This is a genomic window from Escherichia sp. Marseille-Q3837 (assembly GCF_916618735.1).
Lineage (GTDB): Bacteria > Pseudomonadota > Gammaproteobacteria > Enterobacterales > Enterobacteriaceae > Escherichia > Escherichia ruysiae.
The window spans coordinates 2,701,785-2,725,225 of record NZ_CAKAKC010000001.1 but is presented as its reverse complement, the minus strand read 5'-3'; the positions used below and the strand labels follow the sequence as shown (position 1 = coordinate 2,725,225).

20 protein-coding genes are annotated in these 23,441 nt (G+C 43.8%); all 20 read right to left on the bottom strand.

All coding sequences use genetic code 11. From position 1 onward, the window contains the following. Window position 1: 1 nt before the first annotated feature. Complete coding sequence (locus LG381_RS12760) at window positions 2-967, bottom strand: GDP-L-fucose synthase (RefSeq protein ID WP_021562287.1); 966 nt, start codon at window positions 965-967, stop codon at window positions 2-4. Window positions 968-970: 3 nt separating this feature from the next. Further along, window positions 971-2,092: a GDP-mannose 4,6-dehydratase gene (gene gmd / locus LG381_RS12755; RefSeq protein ID WP_225762503.1), complete on the bottom strand. Its 1,122-nt coding sequence runs from the start codon at window positions 2,090-2,092 to the stop codon at window positions 971-973. After that, entirely contained in the window at window positions 2,089-3,072 is a 984-nt protein-coding gene (locus LG381_RS12750; protein WP_225762502.1) for a glycosyltransferase, read from the bottom strand. Before LG381_RS12750 ends, gmd begins: the two co-directional genes overlap by 4 nt. Then, window positions 3,066-4,364 carry a hypothetical protein gene (locus tag LG381_RS12745; RefSeq protein WP_225762501.1) on the bottom strand — a complete coding sequence of 433 codons (1,299 nt, stop codon included), beginning with the start codon at window positions 4,362-4,364 and terminating at the stop codon, window positions 3,066-3,068. The genes LG381_RS12750 and LG381_RS12745 overlap by 7 nt, the downstream gene beginning before the upstream one ends. Next, window positions 4,319-5,476, bottom strand: coding sequence for a glycosyltransferase (locus LG381_RS12740; protein ID WP_225762500.1), 1,158 nt, complete (start codon window positions 5,474-5,476; stop codon window positions 4,319-4,321). Before LG381_RS12740 ends, LG381_RS12745 begins: the two co-directional genes overlap by 46 nt. After that, entirely contained in the window at window positions 5,476-6,432 is a 957-nt protein-coding gene (locus LG381_RS12735; RefSeq protein WP_225762499.1) for a hypothetical protein, read from the bottom strand. Before LG381_RS12735 ends, LG381_RS12740 begins: the two co-directional genes overlap by 1 nt. Window positions 6,433-6,449: 17 nt before the next feature. Beyond that, window positions 6,450-7,232 carry a hypothetical protein gene (locus LG381_RS12730; protein WP_225762498.1) on the bottom strand — a complete coding sequence of 261 codons (783 nt, stop codon included), beginning with the start codon at window positions 7,230-7,232 and terminating at the stop codon, window positions 6,450-6,452. Further along, on the bottom strand, window positions 7,232-8,479 hold the full coding sequence (locus tag LG381_RS12725; RefSeq protein WP_225762497.1) for a flippase: 1,248 nt from the start codon (window positions 8,477-8,479) through the stop codon (window positions 7,232-7,234). The genes LG381_RS12730 and LG381_RS12725 overlap by 1 nt, the downstream gene beginning before the upstream one ends. A gap of 3 nt (window positions 8,480-8,482) precedes the next feature. Beyond that, entirely contained in the window at window positions 8,483-9,028 is a 546-nt protein-coding gene (gene rfbC / locus LG381_RS12720) for a dTDP-4-dehydrorhamnose 3,5-epimerase (protein WP_225762496.1), read from the bottom strand. Window positions 9,029-9,032: 4 nt separating this feature from the next. After that, window positions 9,033-9,911, bottom strand: coding sequence for a glucose-1-phosphate thymidylyltransferase RfbA (gene rfbA / locus LG381_RS12715; RefSeq protein WP_225762495.1), 879 nt, complete (start codon window positions 9,909-9,911; stop codon window positions 9,033-9,035). 58 nt (window positions 9,912-9,969) lie between these two features. Further along, entirely contained in the window at window positions 9,970-10,869 is a 900-nt protein-coding gene (gene rfbD / locus LG381_RS12710; protein WP_032225613.1) for a dTDP-4-dehydrorhamnose reductase, read from the bottom strand. Beyond that, window positions 10,869-11,954, bottom strand: coding sequence for a dTDP-glucose 4,6-dehydratase (gene rfbB, locus LG381_RS12705; RefSeq protein WP_000699455.1), 1,086 nt, complete (start codon window positions 11,952-11,954; stop codon window positions 10,869-10,871). Before rfbB ends, rfbD begins: the two co-directional genes overlap by 1 nt. A gap of 371 nt (window positions 11,955-12,325) precedes the next feature. Next, window positions 12,326-13,219, bottom strand: coding sequence for a UTP--glucose-1-phosphate uridylyltransferase GalF (gene galF / locus LG381_RS12700; protein WP_000183032.1), 894 nt, complete (start codon window positions 13,217-13,219; stop codon window positions 12,326-12,328). A 174-nt stretch (window positions 13,220-13,393) separates the two neighbouring features. Continuing rightward, window positions 13,394-14,788, bottom strand: coding sequence for a colanic acid biosynthesis protein WcaM (gene wcaM, locus LG381_RS12695; protein WP_225762494.1), 1,395 nt, complete (start codon window positions 14,786-14,788; stop codon window positions 13,394-13,396). A 10-nt stretch (window positions 14,789-14,798) separates the two neighbouring features. Continuing rightward, the gene (gene wcaL / locus LG381_RS12690) at window positions 14,799-16,019 is read right to left on the bottom strand and encodes a colanic acid biosynthesis glycosyltransferase WcaL (RefSeq protein WP_225762493.1); all 1,221 of its coding nucleotides are present in this window, start codon (window positions 16,017-16,019) and stop codon (window positions 14,799-14,801) included. Next, window positions 16,016-17,296: a colanic acid biosynthesis pyruvyl transferase WcaK gene (gene wcaK / locus LG381_RS12685; protein ID WP_000770831.1), complete on the bottom strand. Its 1,281-nt coding sequence runs from the start codon at window positions 17,294-17,296 to the stop codon at window positions 16,016-16,018. Before wcaK ends, wcaL begins: the two co-directional genes overlap by 4 nt. 178 nt (window positions 17,297-17,474) lie before the next feature. Continuing rightward, window positions 17,475-18,953: a colanic acid undecaprenyl disphosphate flippase WzxC gene (gene wzxC, locus LG381_RS12680; RefSeq protein ID WP_000058492.1), complete on the bottom strand. Its 1,479-nt coding sequence runs from the start codon at window positions 18,951-18,953 to the stop codon at window positions 17,475-17,477. Between the two features lies 1 nt (window position 18,954). Beyond that, entirely contained in the window at window positions 18,955-20,349 is a 1,395-nt protein-coding gene (gene wcaJ, locus LG381_RS12675; protein ID WP_225762492.1) for an undecaprenyl-phosphate glucose phosphotransferase, read from the bottom strand. Window positions 20,350-20,476: 127 nt separating this feature from the next. Further along, window positions 20,477-21,847, bottom strand: coding sequence for a colanic acid biosynthesis phosphomannomutase CpsG (gene cpsG, locus LG381_RS12670; protein ID WP_225762491.1), 1,371 nt, complete (start codon window positions 21,845-21,847; stop codon window positions 20,477-20,479). A 155-nt stretch (window positions 21,848-22,002) separates the two neighbouring features. Then, window positions 22,003-23,439, bottom strand: a complete 1,437-nt coding sequence (gene cpsB, locus LG381_RS12665; RefSeq protein ID WP_000079285.1) for a mannose-1-phosphate guanyltransferase — start codon at window positions 23,437-23,439, stop codon at window positions 22,003-22,005. Window positions 23,440-23,441: the final 2 nt, after the last annotated feature.

The window sequence follows — 23,441 nt, the reverse complement described above, 5'->3', positions numbered from 1 at the left end:
ACTATCCCCGAAAAGAATTAATATTCTCAATAAACCATTTATATGTTAATGATAAGCCTTCATGTAAATTATAGCGATATTGCCAGCCCAAGTTTTTGAGCCGGGTAACGTCCATAAGTTTACGCGGAGTGCCATCAGGTTTAGTAACATCAAAAACAATTTTACCTTGATAGCCCACCACTGAGGCCATTGTTTCAGCCATTTCACGTATAGAACAATCCACACCCGTACCAACATTAATATGGGATAACATAGGCTGTGTATTTTGTTGATAAATTGCTTCGTCAAGTTCCATTACATGGACAGATGCGGCAGCCATATCATCAACATATAAAAACTCACGCATCGGTGTTCCGGTTCCCCAGACAATAACCTCTGGCGCACCACTCTCTTTTGCTTCATGGAATCTACGCATGAGTGCCGGAATAACATGAGAGTTTTCAGGATGGAAATTATCATTTATGCCATAAAGATTAGTAGGCATTACACTGCGATAATCTCGGCCATATTGACGGTTATAAGATTCACATAATTTTATGCCCGCAATTTTAGCAATTGCGTATGGTTCATTAGTTGGCTCAAGTATGCCAGTTAAAAGTGCAGACTCGTTCATAGGCTGCTCTGCAAATTTAGGATAAATGCAGCTTGAGCCTAAAAAAAGTAATTTTTGAATTCCGGCCTTGTGAGCTGAATGAATAATATTACTCTCAATCATGAGATTCTGATAGATGAATTCTGCCGGAAATGTATTATTGGCATAAATGCCACCAACTTTAGCCGCAGCAAGATAAACCTGATCAATTTTCTCTTGCTCAAAAAATGCATCAACATCCTTCTGTACGGTTAGATCGAGTTCTTTGTGTGTTTTGACCACTAATTCGATATCATCCCGCAGTGATAATTGACGGCAAATAGCAGAGCCAACCATACCTCGGTGACCAGCAACGTAGATACGTTTCTTTGTCATACCTTACCGCTCCAGAGAAACTGCAACATCGTAACCATGGCTTTTCAGAAGTGCATGCTGTTTTGCTTTCGCCAGATCACTGGCAACCATTTCTGCACACATCTCTTCAACTGTAATCTCTGGTTCCCAACCCAATACTTTTTTCGCTTTTGCAGGATCACCAAGAAGAGTTTCAACTTCTGCAGGGCGGAAATAACGTGGATCAACACGAACGATCACGTCCCCAATACCAACACCAATAGCACAGTCAGATGTTTTATTCACAACAGTTGCTATTTCATCAACACCTTGTCCGAAGAATTCTAACTCCAGACCGACTTCTTTAGCTGACATACGTACAAATTCACGTACGGAAATTTGTTTGCCTGTTGCAATTACAAAATCTTCTGGGTGATCTTGCTGCAACATCATCCACTGCATACGTACGTAATCTTTCGCATGTCCCCAGTCACGCAGCGAATCCATATTGCCAAGATAGAGACATTTTTCGATTCCCTGCGAAATATTTGCAATAGCACGAGTGATTTTACGTGTTACGAATGTTTCACCACGACGCGGGGATTCATGGTTGAAGAGAATACCGTTACAGGCGTACATTCCATAGGATTCACGATAATTTACAGTAATCCAGTATGCATACATCTTCGCAACAGCATAAGGCGAACGAGGGTAGAATGGTGTTGTTTCTCGCTGCGGGATTTCCTGAACTAAGCCGAAGAGTTCAGAAGTTGATGCCTGATAGAAACGTGTTTTTTTCTCTAGCCCACAAATACGAATCGCTTCCAGCAGACGTAAAGTCCCCATCGCATCCACGTCAGCAGTATATTCAGGTGATTCGAATGAAACCGCTACATGAGATTGAGCGCCAAGGTTATAAACTTCGTCTGGTTGGATTTCTTTAATTAGACGAATCAAGTTTGATGAATCTGTTAAATCACCATAATGCAGGAGAAAATTTGGATTATCAATGTGGCGATCTTGATATATATGGTCTACGCGATCGGTGTTAAAAGAAGATGCTCGACGTTTTATACCATGAACCTCATATCCTTTTTCGAGAAGAAATTCAGCAAGGTAAGAACCATCTTGACCAGTAATACCTGTAATTAATGCTTTTTTCTTCATTTATTAAACTCTCTTTTAATATTATCCATAAGCTTCATTTGCAATCCATAAACTTCAACTGGATTGCGTTCAGAACCACTAATTTTATATGTTTTTGCAAACGGGCTATATTCATATTGTATGCTCATCAAATATAGTATTTTTTTTATCAGGAAGTTAAATTTAAAAATAAATTTTAAACTTCGTTGGCTAAAAATCCCGTGTTTTAAGTATAATCTATATAGGTTAGTATAATATGCAACAAAAGAAAACTCACTTATAATACCACCACCACCACCATAATGAATTATTTCATCATTAAGCAATTTTTTATCTAACTTTTTATTAAATTTTTGCTCTAGCCTGATGAATAAATCGCATTCCTCATGATAGAAATAAAACTCCTCATCAAATCCATTTAACTGCAGGAATACATTTTTAGAAATAAGTAATGCGCAACCACTAAAATAACTTGAGTCATAATTTTCTTTGAAAGTTGAAAACCTCATCTTTTTTAAAAGAAAATGCAACTTGTTTTTCAGCAGCACCATTTCAACCAAAAATTTACTACGTGTAGGATACCTAAATACATTATTCTGTCTAGTACCATCTGAATTGAGAGTTTTAAATGCCCATACAGAATTATCTTTAAAATCTCCCGCTCTAATTAGTCCAATAAACTCACTTGCATCCAATGACATAGTGTCATTGTTTAAAAAATATAAAATTTCTCGCTTAGCTATTTTAGATAAGATATTGCAGCCTTTAGCAAACCCATGATTTACTTTTGATTTTATAAATGTAGTCTCTACAAAAGGAAGCCCACCCAACACGTCGTGAATAACATCAACGGAGTTATCAGTAGATGCATTATCTAGTATTAATAATTCAAAATCATCGAAACCATTATGTCTAAATATATTAACACAACTAGATATTGTGTTTTTAAGATACTGGGCTCCATTATAATTAACTATAATAATTGATATTGAATTCAGCATGTCTCCACCATTTTTCCGCTCCCCCCATTACTTTCTCCATCGTGCAAAATCATCATCGTTAAAATAATAATCATATAGTCATATGAAGTGACGAAGAACAAACAAAGAAATATATATAAAAAAGTAAAACGATATTTACGAATACTAACTTTTTTTACGACTTGATATGCAATAATAAAAAATAAAATTAGTCCTATAAAACCAAAATAGTAGCATAATGTAGATAACAGATCTTTTGGAAAAAACTCTGCCAGCGATTCATAACTATACGAAGACATTTCATAGCAATTACCGCCCAACTGAAGTAAAGCATTACAATAATTAGATATAGTATATTCTCCATCTAATAGAATAAATCTATAACCATCAAATATACCTATGCCAATTGGAAAATATGGTAAATTCATTATTGCTATAATTGGAAATCCAAATCGTGTTTCATATGTATTTAATGACTCATAACTAACAAAATGATATAGCAATTGGAATAAATCATTATAATTTAGCAATATTAATAGAAACAATATTATAAAAGAAACAATAATTAAAGTTCGACTTAAAAGGGAAAAACTTTTCAAAATAAGAGATAACAAAATGCAAAGAGGCACGAAAATTATCGCGAATTTAGACATAGATAAACATAGATAAAATAAAGACACTAAGGACATAAATCTTTGATGTTTATCCATATAAAAAAAGAATGCTATACCTGAAAAAACAGCTAATTTGCTAGGTTCAGAAAAAAAACCTGAAAAACGGAATTCCCTGTCGATAAGGACACTATTCGTCCCAATTAGAGTAGTTATGCCCGTAGATATTTGTTGGATGTAATGTGGATTTACAAAATATAAGACCGCCACTGGAAAACTAATTGTAAAAATAGGTTTGAATATTAGCTTTGATATATCAAAACTATTCCTAGAAAGGACAAAATATGAAAAAAAGACAAATAATATTAGTATATGCGTGTTATTAACCTTTACATCTATATTAAAACCATAGATTAAAGGAACAATGTAAGAATAAAGTAATACAAAAAGTATTATAAACAATATATAAAAAAATCGCCTTCCTTTGTTTTTTATCACCCATGGTAAATTTATAATGAAAAGGGCGGACATGACCAATATTGATACTTTATTGAAAACCCATGCATCATTAAAGTAATACTGACTAAAAACATTAAAAATAGGCAACGTAAAGTAAAAACTTAATGCTATTAGCCATGATTGTATTTGTACATTTCTCATGGTAAAACAGTCATTAATAATTTTTGCATTTGCTTTTCCCATGAAAAATTCTCCTTAGCAAATTGATTAATTTCATCTTTCCTTTTTTTAAAGTTAGATACATAATACCAATTTAAAATATCATCAATTTCAATATGAGACTCATCGCTTGGGACATTGATAAAATACTCACAAGAATCAATCGAATGATCTCGATGAGATTTCACTATTGGAAGACCGAATGTTAAGTATTCTTTTGATTTAAGTGAATTATTTTCAAAGTTATTTACTCTATGTCTGGCTAAGGAATCAACACCTATATCAGCTTTAAGTAAAAGTTCATCCAATTTTTCCCCTGTGCAATGGCCATGGAAAGTCACATAAGGTTCAACCCCTAATTTATCGACTAACCTTACAAGATTGTTAACTTCTCTTCCTTCACCTACAATATGAAGATGTATATTTTTTGATGGTTCTCTTTTTATATATTCATAGATGCCTGAAATAAATCGATCATAGCCATGCCATTTTTCTAAGCTAGACACAGCAATAAAATCAACATCCGTATTAACTGCTCTATAAGTGCTTTTCAATTTAGATGATATATAATTCATCCTTTCAATACCGATTCCATTAGAAATGGTAAAAGCAGGTATTCCAAATATAGAATCATTCTTTGTAAAACAGACAGCCAGCTTAGTATATTCCGCCATTTTCAATCTAAAACACTTATCTATAAGCAATTTAATATTTGATTTAAATGGAAGTGTTTTATATTCCTCATCATAAGGGAATGTTGGAAATTCCATTATAATATTAATTCCAAATTTCTGTAATCGCCTCAAGAATCTGATAAATGCTGGTGAAGAAAAATGAGTATATCGAATATATACAACGTTGATTTTGTTAGCAATAATTTTTTCTTCAATGCCACTAAAATCATATCGCAATAAATATGGTATTTTAGATAACAACTTATTACCAGAAACAATCTCTCCTGAGAACAAACGTTTACGATTATCTACTGATAAATTACAAACAAATACAGAATCACAAATATTATCAAATGCCTCTATCTGACTTTTTATTTTTTTTGTAACGCCTGTATTTGCTATTAAAGGGTCATTTATAAAAAAAAGCAAATTAACAGAATTGTTACATATTTTGTTGTTCATTAATTAAAAACCTTTGCCCACTCGTTGCTAATTTTTTTGTCGGAATTTTTTTCCTCAACAAAATTTCTTATATACGCATGATTGGTTTTTTCTGCGTCTAATAATACAGATTGTAAATTGTCATCATTATAAATCTTTATAAATGGATATTCTTTCTTACACCATAATGCGAATTCACTTTCTTTAATAATAACATTAGCACCGAGTGATAATGCATGGTAAAAAGCGCCTGATACTATCATGGATTTGTCAACGTGTGGAATGATTACATAATCACTATTAATTATATTCTCCTCCAGTTCTTTAGAATCTAAAAAGTCATTAGTCCAACTAATATTATTTTTTATAGATAAAGAACGTATTAATTCTTCTTTAAGACTTTCATCAAAACATTTCCCATACAAGTTTAGTTCTATATCTTTTGGCCATTTGTTAACTAACTCTGGAATTCCCTTATAATCTTTAACGACCCCAAAATATATAAAATTAAGCCTGTCCTTAACTAAAGAATTCTCATCTCTGCGTAGAGATACTTTATAAAGCGGGTGAGTTATCACCTCATCTATACTCAAATTTTCAACATTCCTATGTGCAACTTTTTTATCTACTAGTCTATTTAATAAGTTAATAATAACTTCATATTTCCAACTTGTACTTTTATCATGTGGTTTGTAATTATGTCGTACCCATATAATCTTTCTATTGAATAATTTCATTAGCAGTAGGGTTAATATAGCGAAACCAAACTTTATATAATATGGCTTAAATAAAGGCATTTCTTCATAAAAATTTAATATAATAATATCTTTATTCCATCTAGTCGGGAGAATGAACTTAAAGAAATTTTTTTTCCAACTAAGAACTTCGTATCCCATTTCTTCCCAGATCCCAATGTTATTAATGAGATATTCATTCCCCGGTAACTTCTCTGGATATATGTATATACGTTCTCTCACATGCATGTTCTCTAAATTCAAAAGACTAGTTTTCGAAGAATTTTTCCAAATAAGTTGAAAAACCGATTGCCGTATACATTATATAAATTCATCCCTAATAAAACACTTTTTGCTGAAAATAGTTTTTCATTATATATTGCCTGAAGTTTTCCTTTCCACAATTCTTTTTCGATACTCCCTTTTTTTGCTTTATACCATCCATGTTGATTATCTTTCGGAAATAACCATCGAGATAAATGAGCATTTAAATTATCAGATGCATTTGATAAATGCACTTCTCTTTTTTCAAAGTCAATACAATTTTCTAGTTCCCTTATTTGATTATGAAACGGCAACAAGTACCTTATTTTTGAAGCTGATACACCATAAAGATAAGTAGAAATCCAACCATTAAGCTCGACTCCTTCAATTACAAAATTTTCGTTTAATTCACATAACTCCCCAACAACAATTTCATTGTTTTTCATTATTTTTTTAAATGCCTGCCCAAACAACCACTCGTCAAAGAAAGAAAAACGTCTATTAAAACAAAACGTATCATTTGCAAATATTAATACATCTTCATTTTTAATTCTGCTGCTGATATAATTATACCCTATATCCCACGAGCCAAATTCCCAACCTACATTATCTCCATTTAACTCATACTCAGCATTCGTATAAACAATAGGTATACTTGTATTATTAACTATAACCAAATAGTTATCGTCATCAACTTTATTGAGAATCTTCTTTAATCTATTAGTTGCTGTTTTTTTATTTTCACTATAATAACAGACTAAGACACCATATGTAGCCATTATTCAATCCTGCGAAAAGGGTTAATATTTAGCCTTGTGATGGCAACCATCATTAATAATGCAACTATTATTTCCGTGATCACAATTGAAATTGCAGCACCAAATTCAGAATACATCAAAACCAATGGAAAAATTATAATCAAGCTTGCCAACGCAGCTATAATAACTATTTTTGCGAAAACTTTATTATATCCATGTGTAAGTAACACTTGCGTACCTAAAATATTACTAATACCTGTCAAAAATATAGTGGGAGCCAATATTTGAAGTATAAGTATTGAGTTTGAATAACTTTCGCCATACAATTGACTAACTATAAAAGGCGCAGCAAAAATTAGTGTAACTGTGATAAATAAAGTTAACACTGCTTGAATAACAAATAATCTTTTGACGAATAAAATCGATTGGTTTTTATTGTTTTTTATTAAGTATATAATTCTTGGATAAACGGCTTGTGATATAGGGGTTATTAGCCCTTGTAATGCCATTCTTAATTTATCAGCCGCTACAAAATACCCAACCGAAATCGGTCCGGAAATTAATCCTAGAATAACAGGAACGCTGGTTGTATAGACGCTCACAGCATTAGTTGAGACGAATATGTGAAAACCTGATTTAAATTGAAATGTAATATCAGCAACTGATATTCTCCTTAACTTGACCATTTTATACTTAGCTACAAGTAACATTGCAATCAAACCAGTTAGTATCGTTGTTAAACTCGTTATAAGAGCTGCGACCCATGAATCTTCTGGTTGACTAACAAATATAAAAATAAAGGGCACCGATATTATTCTTGCGCTTATATTTGAAATAGCTATCCCCCCCATTCTTTCCAGGCCTTGGAATAACCAAATCGGAAATAATAAGCTACCAAAAACAGCTACAAACGAACACCAAATCACTATTTTATTCGTTGAAAGAAAATCATTCAAATGTATTGCAAGGCCTAAAACTGCAGCACTTATTACTAAAAGTATAAGCTTACAGTAAAATACACTCCAATACACCTTGCTGACATAATTTATATTTTTATTCGAAGCAATTTCTTTAGTTGCGCTTAGGTTGAAGCCATAATCAGTTAAACGTGTAAAATATTGAATTAGTGCAAGGGAAAATCCAAGTATTCCATATGACTCTGGCCCTAATTTATGTACTAAATATGGTAATGTGATGAGTGGTATAATATAGTTCATGCTCTGTATTCCGAACATTGAAGCTATATTTTTCAAAAGAATGTTATTCATGGTTTATAACATATTTGCTATATTAAGAGAGGGTTGTCTGGCGTCCTTTACAGAAAGCAATACCTTAGACTTAAACGGCCATACGATGCCAATCTCTTTATCATCCCAAATAATCCCTCTATCACTCTCAGGATGATAGTAATTAGTTGTTTTATAAACAAATTCTGCCGTTTCACTCAGCACTAAAAAACCATGTGCAAACCCCTCAGGGATCCACAACTGGCGCTTATTCTCAGCAGATAAATTCACACCAACCCACTTGCCAAACGTAGGTGACGATTTGCGAATATCAACCGCAACATCAAAAACTTCACCGACAACACAGCGTACCAGTTTTCCTTGGGCATAAGGTTCTAGCTGGTAATGAAGCCCGCGTAATACGCCTTTGCTGGATTTAGAATGGTTATCCTGAACAAATTCAACCTTCCGTCCTACAGCTTCTTCAAATACTTTCTGGTTAAAACTCTCAAAAAAGAAACCACGTTCATCACCAAATACTTTAGGTTCAAAAATTAGCACATCAGGAATTTCAGTTTCAATTACGTTCATTTTATTAATAACCTTTAATCATTTTCAGCAGATATTGACCATAAGCATTTTTCTTCAGCGGCTCGGCTAATACCTTTACTTGCTCAGCATCAATAAACCCTTTACGGTAAGCAATCTCTTCCGGGCAAGATACCTTTAATCCCTGACGCTCTTCAATCGTTGCAATGAAGTTACTTGCTTCAATAAGGCTTTGATGCGTCCCTGTATCCAGCCACGCATAGCCACGCCCCATCATAGCAACAGACAAACGTCCTTGTTCCATATAAATGCGGTTAATATCGGTAATTTCCAGTTCACCACGCGCAGATGGTTTAAGGTTTTTCGCCATTTCTACAACGTCATTGTCATAGAAATAAAGTCCGGTTACAGCATAATTGCTTTTTGGCTCTAATGGTTTTTCTTCAAGACTAATGGCTGTTCCGCTCTTATCAAACTCCACTACACCATAACGTTCAGGATCATTAACGTGATAAGCAAATACCGTTGCACCGCTTTCTTTGTTAACAGCAGCTTCCATTAATTTCGGCAAGTCGTGTCCATAGAAGATATTATCACCAAGCACCAGTGCACAATCATCGCCACCAATAAAATCTTCACCAATGATAAACGCTTGTGCCAGACCATCTGGACTGGGTTGTACTTTATACTGAAGATTAAGTCCCCACTGGCTACCGTTGCCAAGTAATTGCTCAAAACGTGGTGTATCCTGTGGCGTACTGATAATAAGAATATCGCGAATACCCGCTAACATAAGCGTTGAAAGCGGATAATAAATCATCGGTTTATCATAAATCGGCAGCAGTTGTTTACTTACTGCCATCGTCACAGGATAAAGACGAGTGCCGGAACCACCAGCCAGAATAATACCTTTACGCGTTTTCATTTCACCATTCCTTTTAATTCATCCCGCTCTGGCATCATGAGCGAGATGCAAAAATTTGTTAAATTGCCGTAGTCGTAAATAATTCGTTGAGCATACGTTTCACGCCCACCTGCCAGTCAGGCAAGACAAGCGCAAAGTTCTGCTGAAACTTTTCTGTATTGAGGCGAGAGTTATGGGGACGACGGGCTGGTGTGGGATAGGCCGTTGTTGGCACGGCGTTGAGTTTGTTAAGAGCAAGGTTGATCCCTGCTTTGCGCGCTTCTTCAAATACCAGAGCAGCATAATCGTGCCAGGTTGTTGTACCGCCAGCAACCAGATGGTACAAACCAGCAACTTCTGGTTTGTTTACTGCCACGCGAATGGCATGAGCGGTGCAATCAGCCAGCAATTCAGCACCTGTTGGTGCGCCAAATTGATCGTTTATCACAGCCAACTCTTCGCGTTCTTTTGCCAGGCGCAACATCGTTTTGGCAAAGTTATTTCCTTTACCAGCGTATACCCAGCTGGTACGGAAAATAAGATGCTTTGCGCAATGTTCTTGTAACGCTTTTTCCCCAGCTAGCTTGGTTTCACCGTAGACATTTAGCGGTGCTGTTGCATCAGTCTCCAGCCATGGCATGTCACCAGTTCCAGGGAAGACGTAGTCAGTTGAGTAATGAATTACCCAGGCTCCGACTTCATTAGCGGCTTTTGCAATCGCTTCGACGCTTGTCGCGTTAAGTAATTGTGCGAAATCCGGTTCTGATTCCGCTTTGTCTACTGCAGTGTGAGCAGCCGCATTAACAATAACATCAGGGCGAATTTTTTTGACAGTTTCAGCCACACCTTCGGGGTTGCTGAAATCGCCACAATAATCAGTGGAGTGAACATCAAGAGCAATCAGATTACCTAGCGGTGCCAGAGCACGTTGCAGTTCCCAACCCACCTGCCCTGTTTTGCCGAAAAGCAGGATATTCATTACTGGCGGCCCTCATAGTTTTGTTCAATCCACGACTGATAAGCACCGCTTTTCACATTCTCAACCCAATTTGTATTAGCCAGATACCATTCCACCGTTTTACGAATACCGCTCTCAAACGTTTCTTGCGGTTTCCAGCCCAATTCGCGGCTAATTTTATCGGCATCAATTGCATAACGGCGATCATGCCCTGGGCGATCGGCAACATAAGTAATTTGCTCACGATAAGATTTCTCTTTCGGTACAATCTCATCCAGCAAATCACAAATTGTGAGCACTACATCGATGTTTTTCTTTTCGTTGTGTCCACCAATGTTATACGTTTCACCCGCTTTACCTTCGGTTACGACGGTATATAACGCACGAGCATGATCCTCTACATACAACCAGTCGCGAATTTGATCCCCTTTGCCATAAATAGGTAATGCCTTACCTTCCAGAGCATTCAGAATAACCAATGGAATAAGTTTTTCCGGGAAATGATAAGGACCATAATTGTTAGAGCAATTAGTCACAATAGTCGGTAAACCATAAGTTCGCTTCCATGCGCGTACCAAATGATCGCTGGAAGCTTTAGAAGCAGAATACGGGCTACTTGGCGCGTAGGCTGTCGTTTCCGTAAATAGCGGTAACGCTTCGTTATTATTTACTTCATCCGGATGGGGTAAATCGCCATACACTTCATCAGTAGAAATATGATGAAAGCGGAAACTTTTTTTCTTTTCATCATTCAGAGCAGACCAGTAATTGCGCGCTGCTTCTAAAAGAACATAAGTACCCACAATATTGGTTTCAATAAATGCCGCAGGGCCAGTTATTGAACGGTCAACGTGGCTCTCTGCCGCCAGGTGCATCACCGCGTCTGGCTGGTGCTGTGCGAAAATACGCGCCATAGCTACGGCATCGCAGATATCTGCATGCTCAAATGAATAACGTTCAGAATCAGAAACTTCAGCGAGCGATTCCAGGTTTCCGGCGTAAGTCAATTTATCGACATTAACAACACTGTCCTGCGTATTATTTATAATGTGACGAACTACAGCAGAGCCAATAAACCCTGCGCCACCAGTTACAAGTATCTTCACTTTTTTATTCCATATAGCTATAGAGCATGCTGTGAAATAGACTGCTCCAGAATTGATTAATAGAGGCATTAGTGCACGCTACCGCCCCTGGCTTAACAGCTACCAGAGCACTGCGTGCATGACTACGATATGACGAACCTAACTCGCTCGTGCCAAATCCAAAAAATTCAAACGCTAATTGTCTTACCAAACAGCCATAGAAACAAGGAAAATCCTGGAAAAGTTTGACGCGAAGCTGCTTGCTAACTCATTGTTATTATTGAAATTCATAAAAAACAACGGCAGGAAAATTCAATGCGCAAAACTTATGCTATGAATCTTCACTGCCGTTTTTAATTTCTTACTGACCGACACTTCCTGTCAGATTTTCGTTATTCGCTTAACAACTTCTCAATGCCTTTGCGGAACTTCGCCCCTTCTTTCAGGTTGCGCAGCCCATATTTTACAAACGCCTGCATATAGCCCATTTTCTTACCACAATCGTAACTGTCACCAGTCATCAGCATTGCGTCAACGGACTGTTTTTTCGCCAGTTCAGCAATGGCATCTGTTAGCTGAATACGTCCCCATGCACCTGGCTGAGTGCGCTCCAGTTCAGGCCAAATATCGGCAGAAAGCACATAACGACCTACGGCCATAATGTCTGAGTCCAGCGTCTGCGGCTGATCGGGTTTTTCGATAAATTCAACGATGCGGCTGACTTTACCTTCGCGATCCAGCGGCTCTTTAGTCTGGATGACGGAGTATTCAGAGAGGTCACCCGGCATACGTTTTGCCAATACCTGGCTGCGGCCAGTTTCATTGAAGCGCGCAATCATTGCTGCAAGGTTGTAACGCAACGGATCGGCGCTGGCATCATCAATAACCACATCGGGTAGTACGACGACAAATGGATTATCACCAATAGCCGGCCGGGCACACAAAATGGAGTGGCCTAAACCTAATGGTTCGCCCTGACGCACGTTCATAATGGTCACACCCGGTGGGCAGATGGACTGCACTTCTGCCAGCAGCTGTCGCTTCACGCGCAGCTCAAGGAGAGATTCTAATTCATAAGAGGTGTCGAAGTGGTTTTCGACCGCGTTTTTAGACGCATGAGTTACCAGGAGGATTTCTTTGATTCCTGCAGCCACAATCTCGTCAACAATGTACTGAATCATTGGCTTATCGACGATGGGTAGCATCTCTTTAGGAATCGCCTTAGTGGCAGGCAACATATGCATCCCAAGACCCGCTACAGGAATAACTGCTTTTAAATTCGTCATTATTTCATCCACCTGTAAAATGGTTGCTGAATTATAGCTTGTTCGATTTTTTTCGCCAGCATCAATTACCCTGAATTGATTACTGATTTCCTTCCGATGTTACGCCGCTTTGTCCAGGATTGCAGTAGCGTTATTCTTAAGTATGGTGCCATTTTTCCAGGAATGGTCGCAAATCTATCGTTCCCGTTTCGGTAGCCTGAAGTTTATCTTTTCCACATTAACGATATGGTGATTAATCCTGTCGATATCGACAGAGCTTTGTCCTTTTTCATTCACCACATGAACATTTACCAGTGACAGTAGCGTCTCGTTCTTTGCCATAAATGTCCCACGGACATCCTTACGCAAGTCAAAGTTCATGGTCAATGCCGGGCCAACCGAAGATTCTTGCATCACATTGATATTACGCATAAAAAGGTGCTGCGGTTTGTTGTGTAGCTCCAGAGAAGCACGTTTCATCTCAATATTGGTCAGTGCAACAAAGGAGACAGCGTTACCTGCTGAAATTTGTATCCCGCGCAATTTCCTGGCAAGGTCAGTATTATCAAGGTGAATATTATTCAGTCTGAAGTTTTGCGGTATGGAGAGATACCTGCCTTTAATGACGCCGTAGCCGATTAACATCCCGGCACTATTAACCATTTCTATATTGTCAATAACAAAGTTATCACATCCATATATCGCTACAGTGGCGTTATCAATACCGGCTTTCTTGCTGAAATCAGGCGTAATATTGCGCGCTTTGATATTACGGATAATGAAATGTTTACCATTTTCAACATGAATCAGCTGTCGACAATCCGATCCTGTAATATTCGCCACGACAAAGTTTTTCACCGCCTGGTCTTCTGGATAGTTATTATCGTAGGTACTTCCCGCAAGGCCTATGCCGATGCCCCAGTTGATTTTGCCATTAGTACAGTTGATACGTTCTATTACGTGGTCGGAAATTAAAATATCGCGGTCGTTGATTGCCACGTTCCATTCGATGGCGTCGCCCTGTAAGTCGCTGAACTTACAATTGGTGATGTTGGCACCGATAATCTGGTTATGAAATCCCTGGCGTAAGATGGCGTAATTAGCATGGCTCACGGTCAGGTTATCGATGGTCAGGTTGCGCATAACCCGTTTGTTTTTGCCGCCGATATAAATCTGCGTTACCGGGCCAAATCCGCTCATCGCCAGCCCTTTGATGGTGCAGTCAGAACCGCGCACATCCAGGGTGATGTTATGCATACTGCCGCCCTTCGCCCCTGTCACCTGGCTGCCGTCCTGTAAGATAAATCGCCCTCTGCCGTTGCCGCGCAGGCTACCGAGAATGTGTAAGGTTTTGCCAGGAGGGATGAAGATGCCGGTGTTGATGTTGTCGCAAACAAATCCGGCAGGCACGATGACCGTTTGCCCTTCGCTAAAGGCTTGTTTAAATGAGGCGATCCAGTCGTGCGGATTGTAGTCGTTGATATTTACGCTTTGTCGGGCGGGAAGTGCATGGGCGAAAGGGGTATGGAGGCAGGCAAGCGCGGAGCTTGCCGTCAGGAAGGTGCGTCGGGAGATTGTTTTAAATGACATGCGTTCTCCTCTATAAAGCTTGCAGCAAGCTGGCTAACTCTCGATTGATCACCTGCTGGTTAAAATCATGTTCGACTTTTTCGCGAGCGCGTTTGACAACCGGAGCCAGTTCGTCGGTATCCAGTTGGCTAAACGCCGCCAGCCGTTGCGCCAGTGCGCGAGCATCGTTCTCAGGCACCAGCCAACCCGATTTATCGGCCTCCACCAGTTCCGGAATGCCGCTATGCAGAGTAGAAACGACCGGAATGCCGACCGCCATCGCTTCCATCAATGCCACGGGTATCCCTTCCATATCGCCATCCGCGCCCGTGACTGAAGGCAGCAGAAAGACATCCGCGTCGTCGAGCATCGCCTTAACTTCGTGGCTCGGTTTAAAGCCTGGCATCTCCACCACATCTTCCAGTTGATACTGTTCGATGAGCGTGCGTAAACGCCGCTCCCACGGGCCGATGCCGAGAATGCGATAGCGAAATGCCACGCCCTGCTCTTTCAACTGCCGGCAGGCTTCAATCGCCACATGCAGGCCTTTTTTCTCGGTTAAACGTGCGACGGAGATGATTTCCAGCGGCGTTGAGGACGCTTTCACCGGACGCGGGCTAAAACGCGTCATGTCCACGCCCATGCGCGATACGGCAATTTTTTCCTTAGGGCAGCCCATTTTTTGCAGCCTTCCGGCCCACAGATCGCTTATTGGTAACATCAGGTCGCCACGGCGAAACAGTTGTTGATATTCGGGAGTGTAGTGGTTGAGCACTTCCCGACTGGAGATATCAATACCGTGAAAGATAGTGGCAATTTTGCCGCGAATGACACCCAGTTCGCGTAGTTTTGCTGCTGTTACCCCCGCAGGGCCAAAATGAGCGATAAAGACATCGGCATAAAATGGTGTTGCGACCTGGCCGCAAATGGCAGACAAAATCAGGTTCCGCGACTCGGCACCATAGCGTTTGAGGTTAAGCGCCTGCCAGGTATTTTTACGATGAATGCCGCGTAAGGTCTGGCTGGCACGGTGGCGCAGTTTCGCTACTTTGCCTTGTGGTTCGTCCTGCAACCAGCGGGTTCTGGCGGCAAGGTTATATTTCGTCCATGCCGCGTGGGTATTCTGGGTGTCACCTTTTTGTAGCGCGACAATCTCCACCTCAAAGCCCATATCAATAAACGCGGTAATTTGATTGAGGACGAAGGTTTCCGACGACAGCGGAAATTTCAGTAAAAAGAAGCCGACCTTCATTTCACCTCCCCGATGCGTTCCAGCACTGACTGCACCATCTGCATTCCCGTCTGACGTTCGCGACTGACGGCTTCGTTAAGTCGTGCGTTCAGCGCCGGAAGCTGGCCTAAGGTATCCGCAACCATCGCTTGCAGGCTGCCGTCTAATAAATGACGGATATCAATTGCCATCTCTGGCAGTCCCAACTGCTGCATAATCCCGGCGGATTTATGTTCGTAGTTGATGGCAATTGCCGGAGTGGCAAAGTTCATCGAGATAATGGCAGAGTGCAGGCGCGTACCGACGGTGAGTTCACAGGCTCCCAGAATTTTGCCCATTTCCAGATCATTAAGTTCATCCATCACTACGTGGTAACGGGCAGGATCGCTGATGTGCTGGCGCAGATTGAGCGCCACCATACGGTCGTCTTTGTTATAGCTGTCGATACCCGTACAGGTGGAGAGCGCAATCACCTGATAGCCTTCGTCGAGAATGCGATTGACCACCCCGGCAAAGGCTTTTTCATACGCTTGTTGAGTGGTGCCGAGACGTTTGTCGAACGGTGCCAGTTCGCGCAGGGTAATTGCCACCGCTTTCTGTTGTGCGGCAACGTCCAGCCAGTGTTGGACGGCATAGCTGGCGGTGAAATCTTCGGTGTGGTGATCGACCAGCCACGCGGTATCAACGCCATGTTCCACTTTTACGGTAGTGATATTACTGCGTTTCATCAAATCAAGGCTGACCGATTCGCGCAGGATCAGCGCGTCGCAGTGACCAAAAACGTAGTTCGCCAGTTGGTTAAATTGCTCATTCTGGAAGGGGCCAACACTGTGACCAATCATAAACAGCGGCTTTTTCGCCATAAATGTGCAAAGCGCGTGCTCAAACTGCGGCACGCCATAGAGATCGACAAAAAACGATCCGCCGACCTGAATAATGGCGTCGTAACCTGACAGCAGGCGCACGAAGTCAGTGAATCCCTGGGCGATGGCGATATTACGCAACTTGCCGGTGTCGGTGACGCGTGAAAGCAATACCTGATGCTGGTAGCGGCGACGGAGGACTTTTTTAACGCGCCCGACAACGCCCGCTGCGCTGTTGTGTTGTTTCATTTGCAGGAACAGCGGATCGCCCATCACCGGGCGATTAAGCAGCCAGGAAGAACTGACCGGATAACGACTCATCACGTCCACTTCGGCGTGTGGATTGAGGATGTTGATGGCATCAAGTAAGCCGCGCAGGATGGCGCTGTCGCCGCGATTGCCGCAAGTATGGTTGCCAAGAATAAGTAATTTCATTTTTTCCTCATAAATTTGATGCCAGGTGAGGCTGTATTTGTTGTTTTCATTACTGCTTTTTGCCTGATGCGACGCTAACGCGTCTTATCAGGCCTACAAAACCGAGTTCCTGAACCGTAGGCCGGATAAGGCGTTCACGCCGCATCCGGCAACCATTGCCGGAACCGAAAACAACACTTCACCCCGCCCGTAGAAGCATTTTCATTTTTTCGCTGCGACAAAACTGGCGTTTCACTTCCACCACCAGCGGATGGCGCGACAGCACAATCATCACCACAAACGCCAGCACGCCTGCGGCTATTTGCACCGCCAGCAGCATCCCCAGCGCCAGTTGCCCTTTCAGTACAATGCCCAGTGCATAACTGACCACCAGCGTCGGCAGCGAGAGATAAAACGGTAGCCACAAACTCAGGATGTACTGGCGATAACTGGAACCGAGCACCGGTTTAATCATCACGAAGTAGCTCAGAATGGTGTTGATAATCTGCACCAGCAGGAAGCCGAGCGTGACGCCGATCGCGCCCGCCATCTGCCCACCGATAACAATCGCCGGAATAAACAGAAAAGTTTTGAATACGTTGAATTTAAAGCTAATATCGACCCGCGCTTTCGCCATCAGCAGCGAGCCAATCGGGTTACCCACCGAACGCAGCAGCCCCACCACACACAGCAATTGCAGCACCGGAATAATGCTGTTCCACTTCTCGCCAAAGACCAGCGGCACAAAATTATTCGACACTACCATCAGCCCCAGCAGCGCCGGGAAGTTGATAATCCCCACCACCGACAGCAGCTTGTAGAAGTTCACACGCAGCTTTTCGGTATCGTCCTGAATTTTGGCAAACGCTGGAAACAACACGCGGGTGATGATTGGGTTCAGCTTCATCGGCGGCACAACTGCCACGTTGTACGCCAGGTTGTATCCCCCTGCCACGCCCGCGCCGAGAATACGCGCCAGCACCAGCGTTGAAAGGTTGGTGTTGAGATAGTTGATGATGCTGTCCGCCGTCAGCCAGGCACCAAAGCGTAAGTTCGGTGCCACCGACGCCAGCGAGAAATGCAGACCGGGGCGATAAATTTTTCGACCAAAGTAGCCAAACAGCAGCGTTCTTACTGCACTATTGACCAGATAACCGAGGATCGCGGTCATCGCCAGCGGCCAGAAATGGGCGCTAACCACCGTAAAAGTAAAGCCCGCCAGCACCGCGCTGGTTTCGATCATGCCGATTTTGTTGAACTCCAGCTCCTTCTGCATCAACGCGCGGAACTGTTGCCCGTGGGGGATCACCACAAAAGCCAGCGACAATGTTTTAATCAACGGTGCCAGGTCCGGGTTATTCAGCACGTCGCCGATGAGATCACTCAACAAAAACACCGCCACACACACCACAAGCCCCAGCCCAACGTTCAGCCAGTACAGCGTGGTGAGTTCCAGGTGGCTGATTTCTTTTCGCTGAATAATCGAGTTAGCGATACCGAAGTCAGAAAGCGTATCTGCCAGCGCGATGATCACCAGCGACACGGTAAGCAAACCGAACTGGTGGTTGTCAATAATCCGCGCCAGCACGGTCATCTGTACCAGCCCGAGGCCGATGATGATCACCGTAGCAATCGCCGACCACTTCGCGCCGCTGATGGTTTTTTCACGTAAGCTCATATCAATATGCCGCTTTGTTAACGAAACCTTTGAATACCGTCAGGAAAACGATTTTGATATCGAACCAGACGCTCCATTCGCGGATGTACTCAAGGTCGAACTCGACGCGTTTTTCCATTTTCTCCAGCGTGTCGGTTTCGCCACGCCAGCCGTTAATCTGCGCCCAGCCGGTAATGCCCGGTTTCACCTTATGGCGCAGCATGTAGCCTTCAATGAGCTGTCGATACTGTTCGTTATGCGCCACCGCGTGCGGACGTGGACCGACAATCGACATCCCCCCAGTCAGCACATTGATAAACTGCGGCAGTTCATCCAGCGAGGTGCGGCGCAGAAAGTTCCCCACTTTGGTGACGCGCGGATCGTTCTGCGTCGCCTGGGTCACCACTCTGTCGTTCTCCATCACTTTCATCGAACGGAACTTCCACACTTTGATCGGTTTGCCATCCATGCCATAGCGAGTCTGGCGGAAAATAACCGGCCCTGGTGAACTGAGTTTCACCGCCAGCGCAATACAGCACAGCACCGGGGAGATCAGCAGCAGAATAAGCGTCGCCAGCACAATATCTTCCGCACGTTTGAGCAGGCGGTTTACCCCGGAAAGCGGCGTATCGTACAGCGGCACCACCGGTACGCCGTTCATCTCTTCGATACGGGAATGGAGAATGTTGAAGGTAAAAACATCGGGGATCAGCAGCACCGAACAGGTAGTGTCCGCCAGTTGATGAACCAGTTTTTTCACTCGCGCGCCGTCGCACATCTGCATCGCGATATAGACGTTATGAATCTTGCCCGCTTTCGCATCCTCGACCAGCTGTTGCAGGTTACCCGCCCAGTCGTTAGAAACGCCGCCCGGTTTCGGGTCGTGGTAAACGCCCACCACTTCAAACCCTAACCACGGCTGATTACGGAAACTCTCCATCAACATTTGTCCGGCAGCTAAATCCCCCGCCACTGCGACCATCCGCTTGTTATAGCCATGATTACGCAACCAGCCCGCACCAATACGAATGCACGAACGGCAAACCACCAGTCCGATGCTGGTCAGCGTATACCACGCTAGCCAGATTCTCAGTTGCGTGTCGAAATCATTGTTGAACGCCACAAGTCCGGCGCTGAAAATCACGCTTAAGGTCCAGTTTTGTAGCAACAGGGCAAATTCTGTCGCTGCCCGAACACCGCGCCATGAGCGATAAAAATCGGTGATGCCACCCAGCATCTGGAACACCACCAGCGTAATCAGCGCCACCAACAGGTGCATGTAGAGGAATGACAGGCCGCTCACTTCGCAAACCAGCCATAGTCCGGCAAACATGATGGTGATATCTGAAAAGCGTTGCACCATAGAGATTAACGATGCATTGGTTTTCGCTCGCTCGCGCTTTTTTAGATTTGTCATCGTTGTTCCTGTTCTATTGTCGCCTCACCCCGGCCCTCTCCCCAAAGGGGCGAGGGGAGAAGAAAGTTCCGTGCTCTCTTCTCTCCGCAGGCAGTAGAGCGTCAGGGGGAGGGGGAAAGTAATGACATTACTCGTTCAGCAACGTCAGCAGAGTTCGCGTTCGCGCTTCCATCAGCGGCACATCACCGCGCGATTCCACATTCAACCGCACCACCGGTTCGGTGTTGGAGGAGCGCAGGTTGAAGCGCCAGTCGGCAAAGGTCATGCTGATGCCATCGGTGCGATCCACCGCCAGCGCCTCGCGGCTAAAATGCTGTTCGACGCGATTAATCGCCTCAACGGGTTGCGCCAGTTTGCTGTTGATTTCACCGCTTGCCGGGAATGCCGCCATCCGGTCGCGCACCAGTTCGCCCAGCGTTTTTCCTTTCAGACACACCAGTTCGGCGACCAGCAGCCACGGGATCATGCCGCTGTCACAGTAAGCGAAATCACGGAAGTAATGGTGCGCGCTCATTTCGCCGCCGTAGATGGCGTCTTCCTTGCGCATACGTTCTTTAATAAAGGCGTGTCCAGTTTTCGACATCACCGGTGTGCCGCCTGCGGCAGTCACCACATCAACGGTGTTCCAGGATAGACGTGGATCGTGGATGATCTTCGCGCCGGGATTTTTTTCGAGGAACGCTTCTGCCAGCATGCCGACAATGTAGTAGCCCTCAATAAACTGCCCTTTTTCGTCAAACAGGAAACAGCGGTCAAAATCGCCATCAAAGGCAATGCCCATATCCGCGCCGTGTTTGATGACCGCATTGCGGGTGTCGTCGCGGCATTCCGGCAGCAAAGGATTAGGAATACCGTTGGGGAAATTGCCGTCCGGCGTGTTGTGCACTTTGATCAATTCCACCGGTGCGCCGAGGGCTTTAAAGCGGGCTTCGATAGCGTCCACCACCGGACCCGCTGCGCCGTTCCCGGAGTTGATCACCAGCTTGAGCGGCGTGAGGTTTTTGACATTGATATAACCGAACAGGTGATCAACGTAAGCGTCACGCAGGGTAATTTGCTGATAGCGACCACGTTTTGTTTCATCGACGGGGGGGAAGTCGTTGGCTTCTGCCAGACGCTGGACGTCGCGCAGTCCGGTATCACCGCTGATCGGGCGAGCCCCTTCGCGCACCAGTTTCATGCCGTTGTAATCCATCGGGTTATGGCTGGCGGTAACTTCGATGCCGCCATCCACGCCGAGATGGAACGTGGCGAAATAGATCTCTTCAGTGCCGGACATGCCAATATCCAGCACATCGACGCCCGCATCCTGTAAACCTTTTGCCAGCGCCAGTTTTAAGGTTTCGCTGGTGAGGCGGACATCACCGCCTAATACAATGGTTTTCGGTTTAAGAAATTCGCCATAGGCACGACCAATGCGCCAGGCGATATCTTCATTCAGTTCTTCACCTAATTTTCCGCGAATATCATAGGCTTTAAAGCAGGTTAATTTTTTCATGTCGTTACCCTTTTTCAGGCAATAGTTGACCCTGACCGAAGCGGCCAATTTTGTTTTTGTCGTTATTTACATCGCGGTTCGGCATTCATTGCCTGATGCGACGCTGCCGCGTCTTATCAGGCCTACAAATCCGAACCGTAGGTCGGATAAGACGTTTACACCCGTCCGTAGCGATCCGCAAAGCGCACCACATCATCCTCTTCGAGATAAGAGCCGGAGCGCACTTCAATTAAATCGAGCGGAATTTTCCCCGGGTTTTCCAGGCAGTGCGTCGCCCCCAGCGGAATATAAATAGACTCGTTTTCGCCAAGCAGTTTGATATCACCGTCAATGGTGACTTTTGCCGTTCCCGCGACAACCACCCAGTGTTCCGCGCGGTGATGGTGCATCTGTACCGACAAGCCCTCACCGGGTTTCACGGTGATGCGTTTTACCTGGTAGCGGTCGCCTGCGTCGATAGAGTCATATTTGCCCCACGGGCGATACACTTCGCGATGTACCCGATGCTCATGGCGGCCATCGGCTTTGATTTGCTCGACCACTTTTTTCACATCCTGCACCGCGTTACGGTCGGCAATCAGCACCGCATCTTTGGTCTGCACTACCACCAGATCTTTCACCCCGACGGTGGTGACCAGGCCAGATTCGGCATACACATAGCTGTTTTCGGTTTTGTGATTAATCACATCACCGTGGCAAACGTTGCCCTCGGCGGTGTGGGCGCTGATCTCCCATAAAGAAGACCAGGACCCCACGTCGCTCCAGCCCGCATCCATCGGCACCACAACCGCATCTGCCGTGCGTTCCATGACCGCGTAGTCCACCGACTCTTCCGGGCAGGCGAGAAACGCTTCTTCATCCACTCGAATAAAATCGAGATCAGGATCGACGGCGCTCATCGCTTTTTCACAGGCATCGAGAATATCCGGGCGATATTTTTTCAGTTCTTCGAGATAGCGTCCGGCGCGGAACAGGAACATGCCGCTGTTCCAGTAATATTCGCCGCTTGCCACATAGGCCTGCGCGGTTTCCAGATTCGGTTTTTCGACAAACTGCGCCACTTCAAAGGCCACCGTATCCTGCTCACCCGCCGATACTTCACCGCGACGAATATAGCCATATCCGGTTTCAGGTAGATCCGGCACAATGCCGAAGGTCACCAGTTTGCCTGCTTCAGCATACGGCATGGCGTTACGCACGGCGGCGCGGAACGCGTCTTCATCGGCAATCACATGATCCGCCGCCAATACCAGCATTAACGGGTCGCTCTCCGGGCTATGACGTTTTGCCGCCAGCGCCGCTAGCGCAATGGCAGGTGCAGTGTTACGCCCTGCCGGTTCGAGAATAATGTTCTCGGTAAGTTTGTTCAGTTGACGCAGCTGTTCCGCAACAATAAAGCGGTGCTGCTCATTGCAAATCACCACCGGGCTTTCGCACTCCACGCCGTTCAGGCGGCAGATGGTGGTTTGCAGCATGGTGAGATCGCCTTTCAGGCATAAAAACTGCTTGGGATAAAGTACGCGGGAAAGCGGCCATAAGCGGCTACCTGAGCCACCTGCCATCACGACTGGATAGAGTTTCGACTGCGCCATAA